Origin of the sequence: Streptomyces klenkii (assembly GCF_003626645.1) — a bacterium.
GTDB classification, from domain to species: domain Bacteria; phylum Actinomycetota; class Actinomycetes; order Streptomycetales; family Streptomycetaceae; genus Streptomyces; species Streptomyces klenkii.
In genome coordinates this window covers 108273-124373 of record NZ_RBAM01000013.1, presented here as the reverse complement: position 1 = coordinate 124373, position 16101 = coordinate 108273, and the positions used below count along the sequence as shown (strand labels likewise).

Below are 16101 nucleotides of genomic sequence, written 5' to 3'. Positions count from 1 at the left end.
CGTGCACGGCCGACCGGGCCCGCGCGAGGGTCGACCCGCGCGGGCCCCGTCCGGAAGGATGTCGGCCCATGGGTGCCGGAGAACGGGACACGGGCCGCACCGACGACGGCCGGCTGCGCCGGGCACGGTACGCCGTGGCCGCGGTGTTCGCCGTGCACGGCGCGGTCACCGGCAGCTTCGCCACCCGCATCCCCTGGATCCAGAGCCACCTGGACCTCGGCTCCGGGGCGCTGGGCCTCGCGCTCGTCCTCCCCGCCGTCGGCTCCGCGTGCGCCATGCCGCTCGCAGGCCGAATCAGCCACCGCCTCGGCTCCCGGGCCGCGCTCCGCCTGCTCCTGGTGCTGTGGTGCGCCTCCCTGGCACTGCCCGCCCCGGCGCCGGGGCTGCCCGCGCTCTGCGGGGCGCTCGCCGTCTACGGCGCGACGGCCGGCATAGCGGACGTCGCCATGAACGCGCTCGGCGTGGAGACCGAGGAACGGCTGGGCCGCTCGATCATGTCGGGCCTGCACGGGATGTGGAGCGCGGGCACGCTCGCGGGGTCGGCCGCCGGCACGCTCGCCGCGCACGCGGACCTCGACGCCCGGGTCCACCTGGGCTGTGCGGCCGCCGTGCTGGCCGTGCTGGGCGCGGCGGCCTGCCACTGGGTCCTCGACCTGCGCGCCGCCGGCGACGAGCACCCGCCGCCCCGGTTCACGCTGCCGCCGCGCGCGGCGCTGGTCATCGGCGCCGTGGGCTTCTGCGCGGTCTTCGCCGAGGGCGCGAGCCTGGACTGGTCGGCGGTCTACCTCCGGGACGTCGTCGGCTCCGATCCGGGCGTGGCCGCGGCCTGCACCACGGCCTTCACGTGCACGATGGCCCTCGCCCGGTTCGCGGGCGACCCGGCCGTGCGGCGCTTCGGGCCCGTACGGACCGTGCGCGCGAGCGGGGTGCTGGCCGCGGCCGGCGGGCTGCTGGTGGTCACGGCGCGGGGCGCGCCGTCCGCGATCGCCGGGTTCGCCCTCATCGGGGTGGGCGTCGCCGTCGTCGTCCCGCTGGCGTTCGCGGTGGCGGGGCGCAGCGGGCCGGCGCCGAGCCAGGCCATCGCGGGCGTCGCGACGATCACCTACACGTCGGGGCTCGTCGCCCCGGCGGCCATCGGACAGATCGCCCGGGCCGGCTCGCTCGTGGCGTCCTTCGGCCTGGTGACGGCCCTGGCGGCGGGCCTGGTGGTGGGAGCGGGGGTGCTGCGCACGCCGGAACGGACGGCGGCGCCCGCGCCGGCGCGGGAGCCGTCGAAGACGGAGTGAGCCCGGATCCGATCCGGAAACCTCCCCGCCGCAACGGCGAGGTACCGGCGACGGCGAGGGTCCGGCGGAATCCGCGGGCACCGCACCCGCACGTTCATAGCGATCCGCCGGAAGGGCAAAACGCCGGACGGGCCGGGCGGCGGACCCGTGAGGGTCCGTCGCCACAGCCCGTGCCGTGGTTGTGTTGCGCTACTGCTGCGGTTAGAGGATGCCGCCGAGGAGACCCCAGCCGCCGCCCCAGCCGCCGCCCCAGCCACCGTGGTGGCCCCAGCCGCAGCTGCGGTTGCAGTCGTCCCAGCCCCAGCCGCCGTGGCCGCCGCGGTGGCCGCCGCCCCAGCCCCAGCCGCCGCCCCAGCCCCAGTCGTCCCAACCCCAGCCGTGGTCGCAGTCGTCGCGGTCGTGGTGGCCCCAGCCACCGCCGTGGTGGTGGCCGCGGCCGTGGTCGTGGTCGCGACCGTGGTCGCAGTCACGGTCGCGGCCGTGGTCGCGTCCGTGGTCACGGCCGTGGTCGCGCCCGTGGTCGTCGTCGTCGCGGTCGTGGTCCCAGGCCTGGACCGCCGGCATGGCGGGGGCGGCCTGTGCCATCCCGGCGGCCGGGACGATGGCGACGGCGGCGATGACGGCAGCGGCCGCTGCGCGGCCGGCGAGCTTACGCATATGTGTCTCCTGAGTTGCAGGAATCGGACAATGGCACCGATACCGTGTGGGGCGAGGAGAACAGCACGAGAAGCCGGTCATACAGTCCTACGGGCGATCAATTGCGCCGGTTGCAGCACACCCCGCGGCCCGGCGGCCGGCCCGTGGCCCACCGCCCCGGGAGATGGACCGGAGCACCGTCCGGCCCGGCTTAGCATGAACCGGATCACCCCCCACTCGACCTTTCGGGAGCATCCATGGGCCTCGGCGTGCGCTGGACCCTGCACGGTGACGGGCGTACCCCCGCCCCGGGCGCCGTCGTCCGGCCGGACGAGCGGCTCTCGTGGCCGCGCACCGCCGGACTCGGCGCCCAGCACGTGGTCGCGATGTTCGGCGCCTCGTTCGTCGCCCCGGTCCTCATGGGCCTGGACCCGAACCTCGCGATCATGATGTCGGGCGTCGCCACGATCCTGTTCCTCCTCGCGACCCGCGGCCGGGTGCCCAGCTACCTGGGGTGCAGCCTCTCCTTCGTCGGCGTCGCCGCGATCATCCGGGCGCAGGGCGGCGGCAGCGCGGCCGTCACCGGCGCGATCTTCGTGGTCGGCGTGGCGCTCCTGCTCAGCGGCCTGGTCGTGCAGAAGTTCGGGGCGCGCATCATCCACGCGGCGATGCCGCCCGTGGTCACCGGCGCCGTGGTCATGCTGATCGGCTTCAACCTGGCGCCGGTCACGGCCCGTACGTACTGGCCGCAGGACCAGTGGACGGCGCTGCTGACGATGCTCTTCACCGGCCTCGCCGTGGTGTGCCTGCGCGGCTTCTGGTCGCGCGTCGCGATCTTCCTCGGGCTGCTCTTCGGCTACGCGGTCTCCTGGCTCTTCGACCGCCTCTTCGGGAAGATCCACTCGGTGAACGGCGGGGCCGAGGCGGTCGACCACTGGCGCCTGGACCTGTCCGGCGTCTCCAAGGCCGACTGGATCGGCCTGCCGTCGCTGCACGCGCCGAGCTTCGGCTGGTCCGCCGCCCTGGTGGCGCTGCCCGTCGTCATCGCGCTCATCGCCGAGAACGCGGGCCACGTCAAGGCCGTCGGCGAGATGACCGGCGACCGGCTGGACGACCAGCTGGGCACGGCGATCTCCGCGGACGGCTTCGCGACCATGCTCTCCACCGCCGTCGGCGGCCCCGCCAACACCACGTACTCCGAGAACATCGGCGTCATGGCGGCCACCCGCGTCTACTCCACCGCCGCCTACTGGGCCGCGGCCTGCTTCGCCCTGCTCTTCGGCGTCTGCCCGAAGTTCGGCGCCGTCGTCGCCGCGATCCCCGGCGGCGTGCTCGGCGGCATCACCGTCATCCTCTACGGCATGATCGGCCTGCTCGGCGCGCAGATCTGGGTCCACAACAAGGTCGACCTGCGCAACCCGCTGAACCTCGTGCCCGTCGCGGCCGGCGTCATCATCGGCATCGGCGGCGTCAGCCTGAAGATCAGCTCCAACTTCGAGCTCAGCGGCATCGCCCTGGGCACGATCGTCGTCCTCTCCGGCTACCACGTCCTGCGCGCCCTGGCCCCGGCCCACCTCAAGACGCAGGAACCCCTGCTGGACGAGGGAACGAGCAGCTACGACGCCGCCACGGATGCCGCTGCCACGGGGGAGAAGGACGCGGGGTAGGCCGCGACGGGCATGTCCCCGGCCACCCGCGGGAGGGCGCTGCCCGGCGCAAGAAGAAGGACCCCGCCGCCACGGCGGCGCGCCCCCGCGGCGAGGGTCCGGCGAATCCGCGGCAGCCGGAGCCGTTACGTGGCCGGATCCTGCGGGTCGCGAGACCCGTTCCGCGCGCCCCAGCCCGGACCCGACAGCACTTCCCCGTAGGCCTGCATCAGGTCCGGCAGCCGCAGCGTCGCCAGGTCGTCGCGCGTGGGCGTGCCGGGGTAGCCCGACAGCCGCAGATCGCGGTAGGCACAGCTCTTCTCGTACAGGGTGCGCAGGAAGCGGCCGTTGCCCAGCTCGTCGATCCAGCCCTGCGCGACCACGTGCGAGCTGATGCTGCGCAGCTCCTCCAGGGCTTCTTCGTCCCAGCTGTCGCCGTTCTCCGCGGCCAGCACCTCGCCGATGCTGGTGAGTTCGGCGGGGCGGTAGCTGGGGAAGTCGACGCGGGTGGTGAAGCGGGAGCCGAGGCCGGGGTTGGCGGCCAGCAGCCGGTCCATGCCCTCGGGGTAGCCGGCGAGGATCACCACCAGGCGGTCGCGGTTGTCCTCGGCGCGCTTGAGCAGGACTTGCAGCGCCTCGTCGCCGTAGGCGTCGCCCTTGGAGTAGCCCGAGTTGGAGAGGCTGTAGGCCTCGTCGACGAAGAGCACTCCGCCGAGCGCGGAGTCGATCAGCTCGTTGGCCTTGACCGCGGTCTGGCCCAGGAACTCCCCGACGAGGTCGGCGCGCTGCGCCTCCACGAGGTGGTCCCCGCCGAGCAGCCCGAGGGCGTAGAAGACCCGGCCGAGGATCCGGGCGACGGTGGTCTTTCCGGTGCCCGAGGGGCCGGAGAAGACGAAGTGCCGTTTGGGGGGCTGCACCGGCAGGCCCTGGACGGCCCGCAGCCGGGCCATGTGCAGCTGCGCGGAGAGCGCCCGCACTTGCCGCTTGACCGGCTCCAGGCCGACCATCCGCTCCAGCTCGGCGAGGGCTTTGGCGAGCAGGACGGGGTCGGAGGGCCCCGCCAAAGCCTTCCCGCCGGACTGGGCGGGGACGCGGGCCTTCCGGCGTATGTCGTCGGGCCCGGCATCCGCCTGTGCGGTACCGACAGGCCCGGGGTCCGTGCCGGTGAGCACGTCACGGCCGTCGAGGACGTCCGGGGCGTCGGCCGCGGCGTCGGCGCAGGCGGCGGGCGGGGGCGGCGCGGCCGGCTCCTCGCCGGGCCCGCCCAGCGGCACCGGCGACAGGTCCAGCTCCTGGTCCAGGCCGTCCCCGTCGGCGATGGCGGTGAGCCGGGCCGAGGTGTCCATGAACGCCGGGTCCACGCGGTGCACGGCGCGGTACAGAGGGAGCGCCGCGGCGCTGCGGCCGGTGCCTTCGTGGGCGCGCGCGAGCCAGTAGCGCAGCTCCTTGCGCTGGGGCTGCTCGCTGCGGCAGCGCATCAGCGCGGCGGCCAGCAGCGGCTCGGCCTGCCCGTACATCTCCAGCCGCACCCGGGCCATGCCGCCGAACAGGCCGGCTTCGATGCCGAGCAGCGGATCGTCCAGGAGCGGCTCGGTGTGCCGCAGCAGCTGGTCCCAGTCCTTGACGAGGTAGGCGCGGCAGGCGTGCAGGAAGCGGGCCTGGGCGTCGGTGTCGACGGGCGGGCAGCCGGCCAGCGCGCGGTCCAGCTCGGGTACGTGACGGCCGTCGAGCCAGTGCGAGGCGTGCGCGAGGAGCAGGTCGCGGCCGGTCTCCAGCACGGGCTGGACCCACCAGCCCAGCCAGTACCAGGAATTGAGGGTGCGCCGGTGGCGCGTGCGCTGCTCGCCGAAGCGGTCCCGGTGGCGGTACATGCGCAGCAGCGCGGTCGTGGTGTCGGCGCGCAGCGCGTGCAGGCCCAGCCAGGCGTCCGCCATGCCGGGGTCCGCCCGGACCGCGGCCCGGAACTCCTCCTCGGCCTGTGCGTACGCGCCCATGGTGTAGGCGTCGACGGCGCGCAGCCAGGCGAGATCGGCCGGGGCGGGTGGGCCCTGCATGCCGAAATCCATCACGTCCCCCACAAACCGTGCCCCCGTAGCGTGCTGCCCGGCGAGTGCCGGGCACGCCTTGCCGAACCGCTGTGCTGTGGACGGGAGTTGACCAGTGTGTGCCAGTGCACCCGCCGATAGGTGCACCGAGTCGCATCGTACCTGCGCCGTTGGTCCGGGCCGAAGGGTGCGGCACCGCCGTTCGCGGCGGACGGCGGCGAGAGGCGGCGGGAAAGGCGGTCTTGAAGACGCGGCGGGCCGCTCCACGTGATGGTCACCCAGGGTGAGGGGCGCGGTGGAGCAAAGTGCCCGAAAGGGGAATTACGGAGTGGTACGAAGCCCCCGATCACGGGGGAACAACCGGGGGCTTCGCGTCCGCGGGCGGCCTCCAGTGGCCGCACAATGAGAACGTAAGTCCTGTACGCCCCGTCGGTCAAGCGGAGTTGGCGCAGTATCCGGGGATCCGGCCGGGATGCCGGCCGGGCCGCCCGAAGTCGTTCACGCAGCGTGATGATCAGGGCCGCTCGGGGCCCGTCCGGGCCGTCCCGCGCGGCCCCGGCAGCACCTCGTACCCCCCGTCGCGCTGAAGAATCAGCAGTTCTGCGTACGGGCGCGTCGGATCGGCGGCGAAATGCGCGCGCTCCGCCCGCATCCAGCCGTCCCAGAAATCGGACAGCTCTACGCCGTCACGGAGTTGACCCCTTTCCCAGGAGTGCTCATGAGGCAACTCCATCCACAGCAGTGACGCGAGGTGCGGGCGCAGCGCCCGGCGCCCCGCCCCGACGCCCTCCACGAGCACGACCGGCTCCGGTCCGACCTCCCGCCCGGCGGCGAACCGTCGCTCCACCCAGTCGTACGCGCGAAAGCGCGCGGTCTCCCCGCGGGACAGCGGGGCGAGTACCTGCTCGCGCAGCCGGTCCGTCCACGCGAACAGCTCCTCGTGCGTCGCGAGGTCGTCCAGGTGCAGGACGGGCGCCCCGCCGAGCGCCGTCGCGAGCCGTGCGCTGAACGTGCTCTTCCCCGATCCGGCGTGCCCGTCCACGGCCACCAGCCGTACGGGGCCCAGGGACGGAGGGAGCGTCAGCAGCCAGGGGGCGAGGGCGTCGAAGGAGGCGGGGCCGTGGGGGAGGGGAGGGTGCACCGGACCACCCTATGGCGGGACCCTGGGGGAGCCGTGTTGACGGCTGTGCCGCCCCGGCGCGGCCCTCCAACGGCCCCATCCCCGAGGCCGCCGGTATCGCAACCGGCCGCACGGGGAATCACTGGCACGCACCGGCGCGCGGCGGATCCGTACGCGCGCCCCGTCCGCAGACGACTGGGGGACCAGCGCCATGTCCAGCAGCATGCCCAGCAGACCCACGCCCCGCCGCACCGTGCTCGCCGCCGCCCTGGGCGCCGCGGCCACCTCCCTCGCGGCCTCCTCCGCTCCGCTCGCCTTCGCCTCATCCGGGGCTTCCGGGCCCTCCCGCGCGGGCTCGGCGTCCATCGACTACCACGCCTGGACCTCGGACGACGACTGGCGGCGGGGCACCGCCGAGGGCACCCGTCCCGCCGGCGGCGGGCGTACGGGCCTGGTCATCGACCGCCCCGCCGGCACCATGGAGCACACCGACCCGCACACCGGCACCAAGGCCGCCTGGGAGTACGCCACCTGGACGTCCCCGGTCCGCACCCCGCCCGCTCCCGCGAGCGAGGTCATCGCGTCCTGGAACGCCCACGCGCCCGCCGGCACCTGGCTCCAGACCGAGGTGCGCGGCAGGTACTCGGACGGGACCCGCACCCCCTGGTACGTGATGGGCCGCTGGACGGCCGGCGACGGGCCCGGCGACATCCGCCGCACCTCCGTCGACGGTCAGGGCGACGGCCGCAGCAGCGTCAACACCGACACGCTCGCCGTCGGCAAGCCCGCCACCGGGCTGCGCATCGCCTCGTACGAACTGCGCCTGACCCTCTTCCGCAAGCCGGGCACCCGGCTCACCCCCACCGTGCGGCGGCTCGGCGTCATGGGCTCCGACGTCCCCGACCGCTTCACCGTGCCCGCCTCCGTGCCGGGGCCCGGCGCCGGGCACGAGCTGCGCGTGCCGGGCTACTCGCAGGAGATCCACAAGGGGCAGTACCCCGAGTACGACAACGGCGGCGAGGCGTGGTGCAGCCCGACCTCCTCGCAGATGGCCCTGGAGTACTGGGGCCGCAAGCCCACGGCCGCCGACCTCGCCTGGGTCGACCCCGCCTACGCCGACCCGCAGGTCTGCCACGCCGCCCGCTTCACCTACGACTACCAGTACAAGGGGTGCGGCAACTGGCCCTTCAACGCGGCCTACGCGGCGACGTACCACGACATGCAGGCGGTGGTCACGCGGCTGGGCTCGCTGGGCGACGCCGAGAAGCTGATCCGCGCGCGGATCCCCGTCATCACCTCCCAGTCCTTCCTCGCCGCCGAGCTCGACGGCGCGGGCTACGGCACCGCCGGCCACCTGATGTGCGTCATCGGCTTCACCGCGCAGGGCGACGTGGTCGTCAACGACCCGAACAGCCCCTCGAACGCGGCGGTCCGGCGGGTCTACAAGCGCCGCCAGTTCGAGACGATCTGGCTGCGGACCAAGCGCCATAACGCCCAGGGCGAGGTCAGGAGCGGTTCGGGCGGAGTCTGTTACCTCTATTTCCCCGCCGAGCCGGACGAGCGGCAGCGCCGGGCGCTCCAGGAGCTGGGAATCCGCTGACGTGCGGAGGGCGCACCTCCGTACGATCGGGCGCGGACAGCACGTGTGCGTCGTACCCCGTACGGAAGGAACCATGACTGTGCATCAGACAACCGCAGCCACCGTCGTACCCGAGATCCGCCGGGCCCGGCAGGAGGAGCGGGACGCGATCAGCCTGCTGCTCGGGGAGGCCTTCATGGAGGACCCCGTCAGCGGCTGGGTCTTTCCGGACGAGGCGCACCGGCGCGCCGTCCACCCCGGCTTCTTCGGCGTGTTCCTGGACGCGGCCCTGCGCGACGGGTGGGTCGACGTGACGGACGACCTCTCGGCGGCGGCGCTGTGGATACCGGTGCGTGCGGGGGAGCACGGCGAGGACGGTGAGGGCGGCGAGGCGGCCGACGGCGGGATCGGCGAGGAGCTGGCGAAGGCCGCCCCCGGCAACGACCGGGCGCGCATCGTCGGCGAGCTGACGGGCGCGGCGCACCCCGGGGACCGCTCGCACTACTACCTGCCGAACATCGTCGCCGCGCCCGGGCGGCGCGGCGAGGGCCGGGGGAGGGCGCTCCTCGCGCCCGTCCTCGACCGGTGCGACCGCGAGGGCATGCCGGCCTACCTGGAGGCGAGCAACTCCCGGAGCAAGGCGCTCTACGAACGCCTCGGCTTCGTCTTCACCGGCGCGCCCATCGACCTGCCGGACGGCGGGCCGCGGATGTGGCCCATGTGGCGCGAGCCGCGAGGCTGACACGCGCCCGTGCGGCGGCCGTTCCGCGGGACCCGCGCCTGCCGTTCCGTGGGGCCCGCGCCTGCCGTTCCGTGGGGCCCGCGCCGGCCCGCGGGACGGCCGTCGCCCGGCGGCCGCCGCCGCTCCGAGCCCGCATCAGTGCATATTTCCCCTCATGGTCATTTATTGACATGATCGACGCCGTGCGGACGAGGGTGGATGGCAGCTGCATGCGGATGGCTGATTTCCGCTTGACGCTTCCATTCGAACGAATGATCAGTAGCCTCTGCTCACATGTCCCCGAGACGAGCTGGAGCAACAGACTGATGGACCGCCCCACCTGGGTCCCCCAGGGCATCGACCCCTCCGTGCCGAGCGTGTCCCGGATCTACGACTACTACCTGGGCGGCTCGCACAACTTCGAGGTCGACCGGGAAGCCGCCCGGCGCGCCATGGAGGCCTATCCCGGGCTGCCGAAGATCATGCAGGCCAACCGGGCCTTCATGCGGCGCGCCGTGCGCTACGCCGTCGGCGAGGGCGTCACCCAGTTCCTCGACATCGGCTCGGGCATCCCGACCTTCGGCAACGTCCACGAGATCGCGCAGGCCGCGGACCCGCGCTCGCACGTCGTCTACGTCGACCACGACCCCGTGGCCGTCGCCCACGGCCGGGCCGTGCTGGAGGGCGATCCGCGCACCGCCGTCCTGCCCGCCGACCTCCGCAAGCCCCATGACATCCTGACCAGTGACGAGGTCGGCAGGCTCCTCGACCTGGACCGGCCGGTCGCACTGCTGCTCGTGGCGGTCCTCCACTTCGTGGAGGACCAGGACGACCCCTGGGCGGCGGTGGCCGAGCTGCGCGACGCGCTCGCGCCGGGGAGCCTGCTCGTCCTCACGCACGCGACGACCGACACCGGTCCGATCAGGCCTGAGGAGGGGCAGGGAGTGGAGGGCGTCTACCGCAACGTGGGCTCGCCGCTGCTCATGCGCGCGCACCGGGACGTGGCGCGCTTCTTCGACGGCTTCGAGTTGGTCGAGCCCGGGCTCGTGGCCATGCCGGACTGGCGGCCCGACCCGGCGGACGCCCCCGCCGCGGCGGACGAGGACCCCGCGATGTACGTCGGCTTCGCCGGCGTGGGGCGCAAACCATGACCGCGACGCCACCCGGCGCGGAGTCGAGCGGATCCGGAGACGGAACCGAAGATTCGATTACCGGCGGTCCCGCCGGGGCAGAAGTCACAAGGCCTCACAGGGGGAGTGAGGCCGGGACCGACGGTACAAGCGGAATCCAAAACGGAATCAGAAGCGGAAGCGGAACCGAGGTCGGGGTGGGGATCGGGAGTTCGGACGTGGCTCCGGGCACGAGACGGCCGGGGGCGCGCAACGCCCACGCACACATGGTGCGCGACGCGGGAGCACCGCCGGGCCCGGAGGAAACGGAGCCCGGCCACGCCGCGGCCGCCGCGGCCGTAGGCCCCCCGCCGGTGGGTGACGCCGCACTGCGGCGCTTCGCCGCCGTCTGGAGCCGGGCCGTCTACCCCGCGACGGCGACCTCCATGACCCGCGCCGAGTTCGAGGAGCACCTCGTCCCGCTCGCCGGCCGGCTCCGCGCCGCACTGCGCTCGGAGCCCTTCGACCCGGCCCCCGCCGCCGAGGTCGGCGCCGCGATCGTCCGCGCGCACTGCACCGAACCCGACGCCCTCGCCCCGCTCCTGGGCGCGATCGACGCGTACCTCCTGCTGTACTGCCCGCCGGGCCGGCACCTGACGGCCGGGCAGGCCCGGGACCGCTGCGCCCGCTTGCAGCACGCCGTCGCCGCGGGCTTCGCCGGCGCGCTGCGCGAGCGCACCCTCGCCGAGCAGGAGGCCCTCTCCCGCGCCGCCCTCGCCGCGCAGGCCGAGACCGAGCGGGCGCTGCACACCAGCGAGGAGCGGTTCCGCGCCGTGTTCGAAGGCGCGGCCATAGGCGTCGGCATCGCGGACGTCGAGGGCCGCATCATGGACGTCAACGAGGCCCTCAGCCGGATGTTCGGCACCCGCCCCGCCGAGGTCACCGGCCGGAACGTCGGCGAGATGGTCCACCCCGACGACTCGCCCGACGTGTGGGGCCTCTACAGCGAGCTCGTCCGCGGCGAGCGCGACTACTACCGCGTCGAGAAGGCCTACTACCGCGGCGACGGCAGCGTGCTGTGGACCGACCTGTCCGTCGCGCTGCTGCGCGACGCCCACGGCCGCCCCCAGTACCAGCTGGCCCTCATGGAGGACATCACCGAGCGCCGCCTGCTGCACGAGCAGCTGCGCTACGAGGCCACGCACGACGCCCTCACCGGCCTGCCCAACCGCACCATGTTCTTCGAGCGCCTCGACCGCGCCCTCGCCCCCGGCGGCGACCGCTTCGGCGTCTGCTACCTCGACCTCGACGGCTTCAAGGCCGTCAACGACAGCCTGGGCCACGCCGTGGGCGACCGGCTGCTCGTCGCCGTCGCCGAGCGGCTGCGCACCTGCACCGGCGCCCCCGCGGAGGTCGTCGCCCGCCTCGGCGGCGACGAGTTCGTCGCCCTGCTCACCGGCCCCACCGCGCAGAGCGACGCCACCGCCCTCGCCCGCCGCATGCTGGCCGCCCTCGCCGAGCCCGTCCGCCTCGACGGCCGGGACCTGTCCGTACGGGCCAGCATCGGCATCGTGGACGGCGCGGCCGGCGAGTGCGGCCCCGCGGAGGTGCTGCGCAGCGCCGACATCACCATGTACCGCGCCAAGGCCGCGGGCGGGAACCGCTACGAGCTGGCCGACGCCGACTCCGACGCCCGCGTCATCGCCCGGCACAGCCTGACCAACCGCCTGCCGGCCGCGCTCGACAACGGCGAGTTCTTCATCGAGTACCAGCCGCTCGTCCGGCTCACCGACGGCACGGTGCGCGGCGCCGAGGCGCTCGTGCGCTGGCTGCACCCGGTCCACGGCGTGCTGGGCCCCGACCAGTTCATCCCCCTCGCCGAGAGCACCGGGCTCATCGTGCCCCTCGGCCGCTGGGTGCTCCAGGAGGCCGCGCGGCAGGCCCGCGCCTGGCGGACCGACGGCACCTGCGAGGCGCCCCTGCGCGTCAACGTCAACCTCTCGCCGTCGCAGCTGCGCCACCCCGCCCTCGTCGCCGACACCGTCGCCGTCCTCGACAGCTCCGGCCTGGACCCGTCGGCCCTGTGCCTGGAGGTCACCGAGAACGCCCTCATCGGCGCCGACGAGGAGGAGCTGCGGCCGCTGCGCCAGCTCGCCGACCTGGGCGTGGACATCGCCCTGGACGACTTCGGCACCGGCTACTCCAACCTGTCCTACCTGCGCCGGCTGCCCGTCAGCACGCTCAAGCTGGACCGTTCCTTCACCCGCGGCATGCAGTGCGCGCCCGCGGACCCGGTCGACGTCAAGATCGTCGAGGGGATCGTCTCGCTCGCCCACACCCTCGACCTGTCAGTGACGGTCGAAGGCGTGGAGACGGGCACGCAGGCGGAGCACCTGCGGGTGCTCGGGTGCGACACGGCGCAGGGCTGGTACTACGCGCGGCCGGGCCCGCCGGAGCGGCTGCACACGCTGTCGCTGGTGGACGCGGCGTCCTGACGCGCCGGACCGCGGGCGCCCGCGCCCTCGCCCAGGCGCCGCGCCTCCTCGTCCGTCAGCAGCCGTGACCGCAGCAGGAAGCGCAGGCCCTCCGGCGCCTCCAGGGAGAAGCCGCTGCCGCGGCCGGGCACCACGTCCACGGTGAGGTGCGTGTGGCGCCAGCGCTCGAACTGGTCCGCGGACATCCAGAAGCCGACGGGCTCCGCCACGCCCTCCACCGCCAGCTCCGCGAGGAGCACGTCGGAGCCGCCCGTACGGAATTCGCCCGCGGGATAGCACATCGGCGAACTGCCGTCGCAGCAGCCGCCGGACTGATGGAACATCAGGGGGCCGTGGCGCTCGCGGAGGAGGCGCAGGAGGCGCGCGGCACCGGGGGTGAGGGCGACGCGTGAGACGCGGATCGGCTGCGGGCTCACGGTGGATCTCCTTCCCGTAGGACGGCACGAACTGCGGACTGCACAGCCTGCCGGTGACGGCAGCCGCCCGCCAGAGGCGAACCCGGGGAAACGGGGGATCTCCAGCATGACCGGACCCACCCACCGGCCCGCTCGCGCCCCGCCGCGACGGCGTTGCCCGCGTTCACGGCGAGGGATGCGACGGGCCACCTCTACGTTCCGGAAGGTGCCCGATGAACCTCCTGCTCCAGGCCTTACCGATAGCCGCCCCGACGCTCGGATGGGCCGCCCACGCCCTCGTCCTCGTCCGCCGCCTGCGCACCGCCCGCACCGACCCGCTCACCGGCCTCATGTGCCGCGAGGAGTTCACCCACCGCGCGCAGCGGGCCGTGAAGCGGCCGCACGCCGCCGTGCTGCTGCTCGACCTCAACGGCTTCAAGCAGATCAACGACACGCACGGGCACGCCGTCGGCGACGAGGTCATCGCGGCCGTCGGCCGGCGCCTGTCCGCCTGGTGCCGGGAGCGGGGCGGGTTCGCGGCGCGGCTCGGCGGCGACGAGTTCACCGCCGTGGTGCGCCTCGCCCCGGACGCCGACCTGGACTCGGAGCTGACGTACAGCCTCTCCGCGCGTCTCTCGGCGCCCCTGGAGACCGGCAGCGTCACGCTCTCCCCGCGCGCCTCGATCGGTGTCTGCCGCACCAGTCACCGGCCCGGTGCGGCCTTGCCGGACCTGCTGCGGGGCGCGGACGAGGCGATGTACACCGCCAAGCGCCTCGGCCAGCACTGGCGCCCCGCCGGGCCCGTGGACGTCTACCGCACCACCAACGGCCGCCGTGACGGCCGCCCGGGGACCCGGCCCGCCGCGCACCTCACGCTGCTCGCACCGATGCGCAGGAACGCGTCGTAGGCGGCCCGCGCTTCCCCGCACCCGGCGCCCGCACCCCGCCCGGCGGGCCGCCGGGAAACCCGACTTGGTATGACTGTTCCTTTATTGACGGAGAAGACGGAGAAAAGGAGATCCGAAGCCGGATGGGCGAGCCGCCGAAGCAGAACGACACGAGCACGGGTAAGAGCACCGGTACGAGCACGGGTACGGGTATGGGTACGGGTCCGGGTACGAGCACCGGCGCGGACGATTACGTGATCGCGCCACCCGTGCCGTCCGCGCCGCCGCTGCCGCCGGTGGCGCAGATGCCGCCACCGCCGCTGCCGGTGGGCGCACCGCCGGCCGTGCCGCCGCGCCCCGCATCCCCGCGGCGCACGGGGCTCGTCGTCCTCGCGGTGGTGGTCGCGCTGCTGCTGGTCGCGTCGCTGGGCGCGGGCGTGTGGATGTTCCTGGCCACCAAGAAGGCGGTGCGCGCCGGCGGCAGCCGGACCGTGTCGTGGAGCCTGCCGTACACCCGTTCCGGTCTCGGCCACCCCAGGATGATCCGCGGCCTCTGGTTCACGGACAAGGCCGTGGTCAAGGCGCTCCCGGACCGTATCGTCGGCCTCGACCCCAAGCGCGGCGGCAAGTTGTGGGAGGCGCCCACGCCCGGCTCGGGCAGCGTCATGTGCCAGGCGTCGACCGACTCGTCGGGCGGCGTCGCGGTTCTCGCCCGCGGTTCGGGGGAGCAGTGCGACACCTTCTACGCGGTCGACCTGACGTCCGGCAGGACGCTGTGGGAGCACTCCCTCGACCCCGATGAGTGGGCGCCCGGCAGCACGCCCCGGATCGCCCGCAGTGGTGACGTGGTGGTCGTTTCGGCCAATGGCCGCCTCACCACGGCGTTCCGGGTCACCGACGGCAAGCAGTTGTGGAAGGACGGCGACAAGGGCCTGTACGAGGGCGCCGGCGACAAGGACACCTGCCGGGGCCAGAGTTACACCGGCGGCAAGCAGCTCGTCCGCATCCAGCGCTGCCTCCTCGGCAGCACCGACACCGCCGCGTACGCCGTGGTGGTCGATCCCGCGACGGGCCGCGAGAAGTGGCGCCACCGGCTGGGCGAGCACGGCACGGACGCCCAGGTTCTCGCCACCTCGCCGGTCGTCGTCGACGACCCCGAACGGCCCTTCCAGGCCATGCGCCTGACCGTCCTCGGGGACGACGGGTCCGTCCGCACCCGCCTCGAAGGCGAGCCCAGGCGCCGCTACAACCTCTCGGGGGACGACGGCAGCGCCCCTGCCTCCGACGTCCAGGTCAAGGGCGACAAGCTGGTCATGACGCTGGACAAGGAGGAGGACGACTCCGACGACAACAACCGCATGGCGGCCTGGTCCCTGACGACTGGAAAGCGCCTGTGGGAGAAGCGGGCCGGCGGATACCTCCGGACGTTCCACCTGGTGGCCTCGGAGACGGACGAGATCCTCGCGTACGTCGCCGGAAACATCCACGACGCGGCCGGCCTGGTGCGCTTCGACCCGGAGACCGGCGCCCGCACCGACGTGCGCCGCTACCGCCCCACGCCCACCAAGGCCTGGATCGGTTCCGACCCCTATCCCGTCACGCACGGCCGCACGCTCTACCTCTCGGCCGGCTATGTGACGGAAGAGCGGGGCACCGATATCAAGTCCCGGCAGAAGTCCCTGATCGCCCTTCCCGCTTCCTGAATCGAAGTCGCGGTAGCAACGGGTGCGGAACACAGCTATTCGGCATGGCGGTCCTCCCCCGGCATCGCCCCACCGGTGGTCTTTGAGGGAATCCCTCTCCTGCACGGGCAGGTTCACGGTAGGGGCGGCCCCGCGGACGCGAACAAGATCTCGTCCGTATGCTGAGATGCGGGGAAAGTGGAATAAGGCTGAATGTCCCGCTATGGTCACCGATTTTTGTGACACTGTACGGGCCGACGTGGCCTGGATCACATGTTCTGAAGAATTGATTCCGCTTTCGTATCGCGAAAATTTCCGCCCCGTACCGGAGGGATAAGTGCCGGACTGCTGATCCCTTGACAGTGCTGAACCCTGTCGATACGTTCGCTGCGGAGCGAGGGAATTCACCGCCAACGCGGCGCAATAGCGCGCAGAGTGCGGGCCTCGCCGCAGTCGCTATACGGGGGAATTTCTTCATCTGTCCGGTCCGGGCCGCCCGT

Annotated in this window: 12 protein-coding genes; 8 read left to right on the top strand and 4 right to left on the bottom strand. The window is 73.5% G+C overall.

The annotated features are described in order from the left end of the window. Positions 1 to 68 precede the first annotated feature (68 nt). On the top strand, positions 69 to 1286 hold the full coding sequence (locus D7231_RS27375; protein ID WP_120758231.1) for an MFS transporter: 1218 nt from the start codon (positions 69 to 71) through the stop codon (positions 1284 to 1286). 201 nt (positions 1287 to 1487) lie between these two features. Here the strand turns inward: D7231_RS27375 and D7231_RS36610 are convergent, their stop codons facing one another. Continuing rightward, positions 1488 to 1943 (bottom strand): hypothetical protein, encoded by a 456-nt coding sequence (locus D7231_RS36610; RefSeq protein WP_158673824.1) that lies wholly within the window; start codon positions 1941 to 1943, stop codon positions 1488 to 1490. 236 nt (positions 1944 to 2179) lie between these two features. Here D7231_RS36610 and D7231_RS27365 point away from each other — a divergent pair, with 236 nt between their 5' ends. Further along, positions 2180 to 3589, top strand: coding sequence for a uracil-xanthine permease family protein (locus tag D7231_RS27365; RefSeq protein ID WP_120758230.1), 1410 nt, complete (start codon positions 2180 to 2182; stop codon positions 3587 to 3589). 125 nt (positions 3590 to 3714) lie between these two features. Here D7231_RS27365 and D7231_RS27360 read toward each other — a convergent pair whose 3' ends face one another. Together D7231_RS27360 and D7231_RS27355 are read right to left on the bottom strand one after the other, a co-directional pair. Further along, positions 3715 to 5634 carry an AAA family ATPase gene (locus tag D7231_RS27360; protein WP_120758229.1) on the bottom strand — a complete coding sequence of 640 codons (1920 nt, stop codon included), beginning with the start codon at positions 5632 to 5634 and terminating at the stop codon, positions 3715 to 3717. A 493-nt stretch (positions 5635 to 6127) separates the two neighbouring features. Beyond that, positions 6128 to 6754 carry a uridine kinase family protein gene (locus D7231_RS27355; protein ID WP_391475717.1) on the bottom strand — a complete coding sequence of 209 codons (627 nt, stop codon included), beginning with the start codon at positions 6752 to 6754 and terminating at the stop codon, positions 6128 to 6130. Positions 6755 to 6944: 190 nt separating this feature from the next. Between D7231_RS27355 and D7231_RS27350 the strand changes: the two genes are divergently transcribed. The 4 genes from D7231_RS27350 (at position 6945) to D7231_RS27335 (ending at position 12637) form a co-directional block, all read left to right on the top strand. Continuing rightward, entirely contained in the window at positions 6945 to 8333 is a 1389-nt protein-coding gene (locus D7231_RS27350; RefSeq protein WP_241999947.1) for a peptidase C39 family protein, read from the top strand. A gap of 73 nt (positions 8334 to 8406) precedes the next feature. Then, positions 8407 to 9054: a GNAT family N-acetyltransferase gene (locus D7231_RS27345; protein ID WP_120758228.1), complete on the top strand. Its 648-nt coding sequence runs from the start codon at positions 8407 to 8409 to the stop codon at positions 9052 to 9054. A gap of 305 nt (positions 9055 to 9359) precedes the next feature. Next, complete coding sequence (locus D7231_RS27340) at positions 9360 to 10184, top strand: SAM-dependent methyltransferase (RefSeq protein WP_120758227.1); 825 nt, start codon at positions 9360 to 9362, stop codon at positions 10182 to 10184. Between the two features lie 245 nt (positions 10185 to 10429). Then, the gene (locus D7231_RS27335) at positions 10430 to 12637 is read left to right on the top strand and encodes a putative bifunctional diguanylate cyclase/phosphodiesterase (protein ID WP_120758226.1); all 2208 of its coding nucleotides are present in this window, start codon (positions 10430 to 10432) and stop codon (positions 12635 to 12637) included. Here the strand turns inward: D7231_RS27335 and D7231_RS27330 are convergent. Next, positions 12574 to 13053, bottom strand: coding sequence for a DUF779 domain-containing protein (locus D7231_RS27330; RefSeq protein WP_241999946.1), 480 nt, complete (start codon positions 13051 to 13053; stop codon positions 12574 to 12576). The two genes, D7231_RS27335 and D7231_RS27330, sit on opposite strands and share 64 nt — an antisense overlap. A gap of 212 nt (positions 13054 to 13265) precedes the next feature. Here D7231_RS27330 and D7231_RS27325 point away from each other — a divergent pair, with 212 nt between their 5' ends. Next, positions 13266 to 13940 carry a GGDEF domain-containing protein gene (locus D7231_RS27325; RefSeq protein ID WP_120758224.1) on the top strand — a complete coding sequence of 225 codons (675 nt, stop codon included), beginning with the start codon at positions 13266 to 13268 and terminating at the stop codon, positions 13938 to 13940. A 122-nt stretch (positions 13941 to 14062) separates the two neighbouring features. Then, on the top strand, positions 14063 to 15622 hold the full coding sequence (locus D7231_RS27320) for an outer membrane protein assembly factor BamB family protein (protein ID WP_120758223.1): 1560 nt from the start codon (positions 14063 to 14065) through the stop codon (positions 15620 to 15622). Positions 15623 to 16101 lie beyond the last annotated feature (479 nt).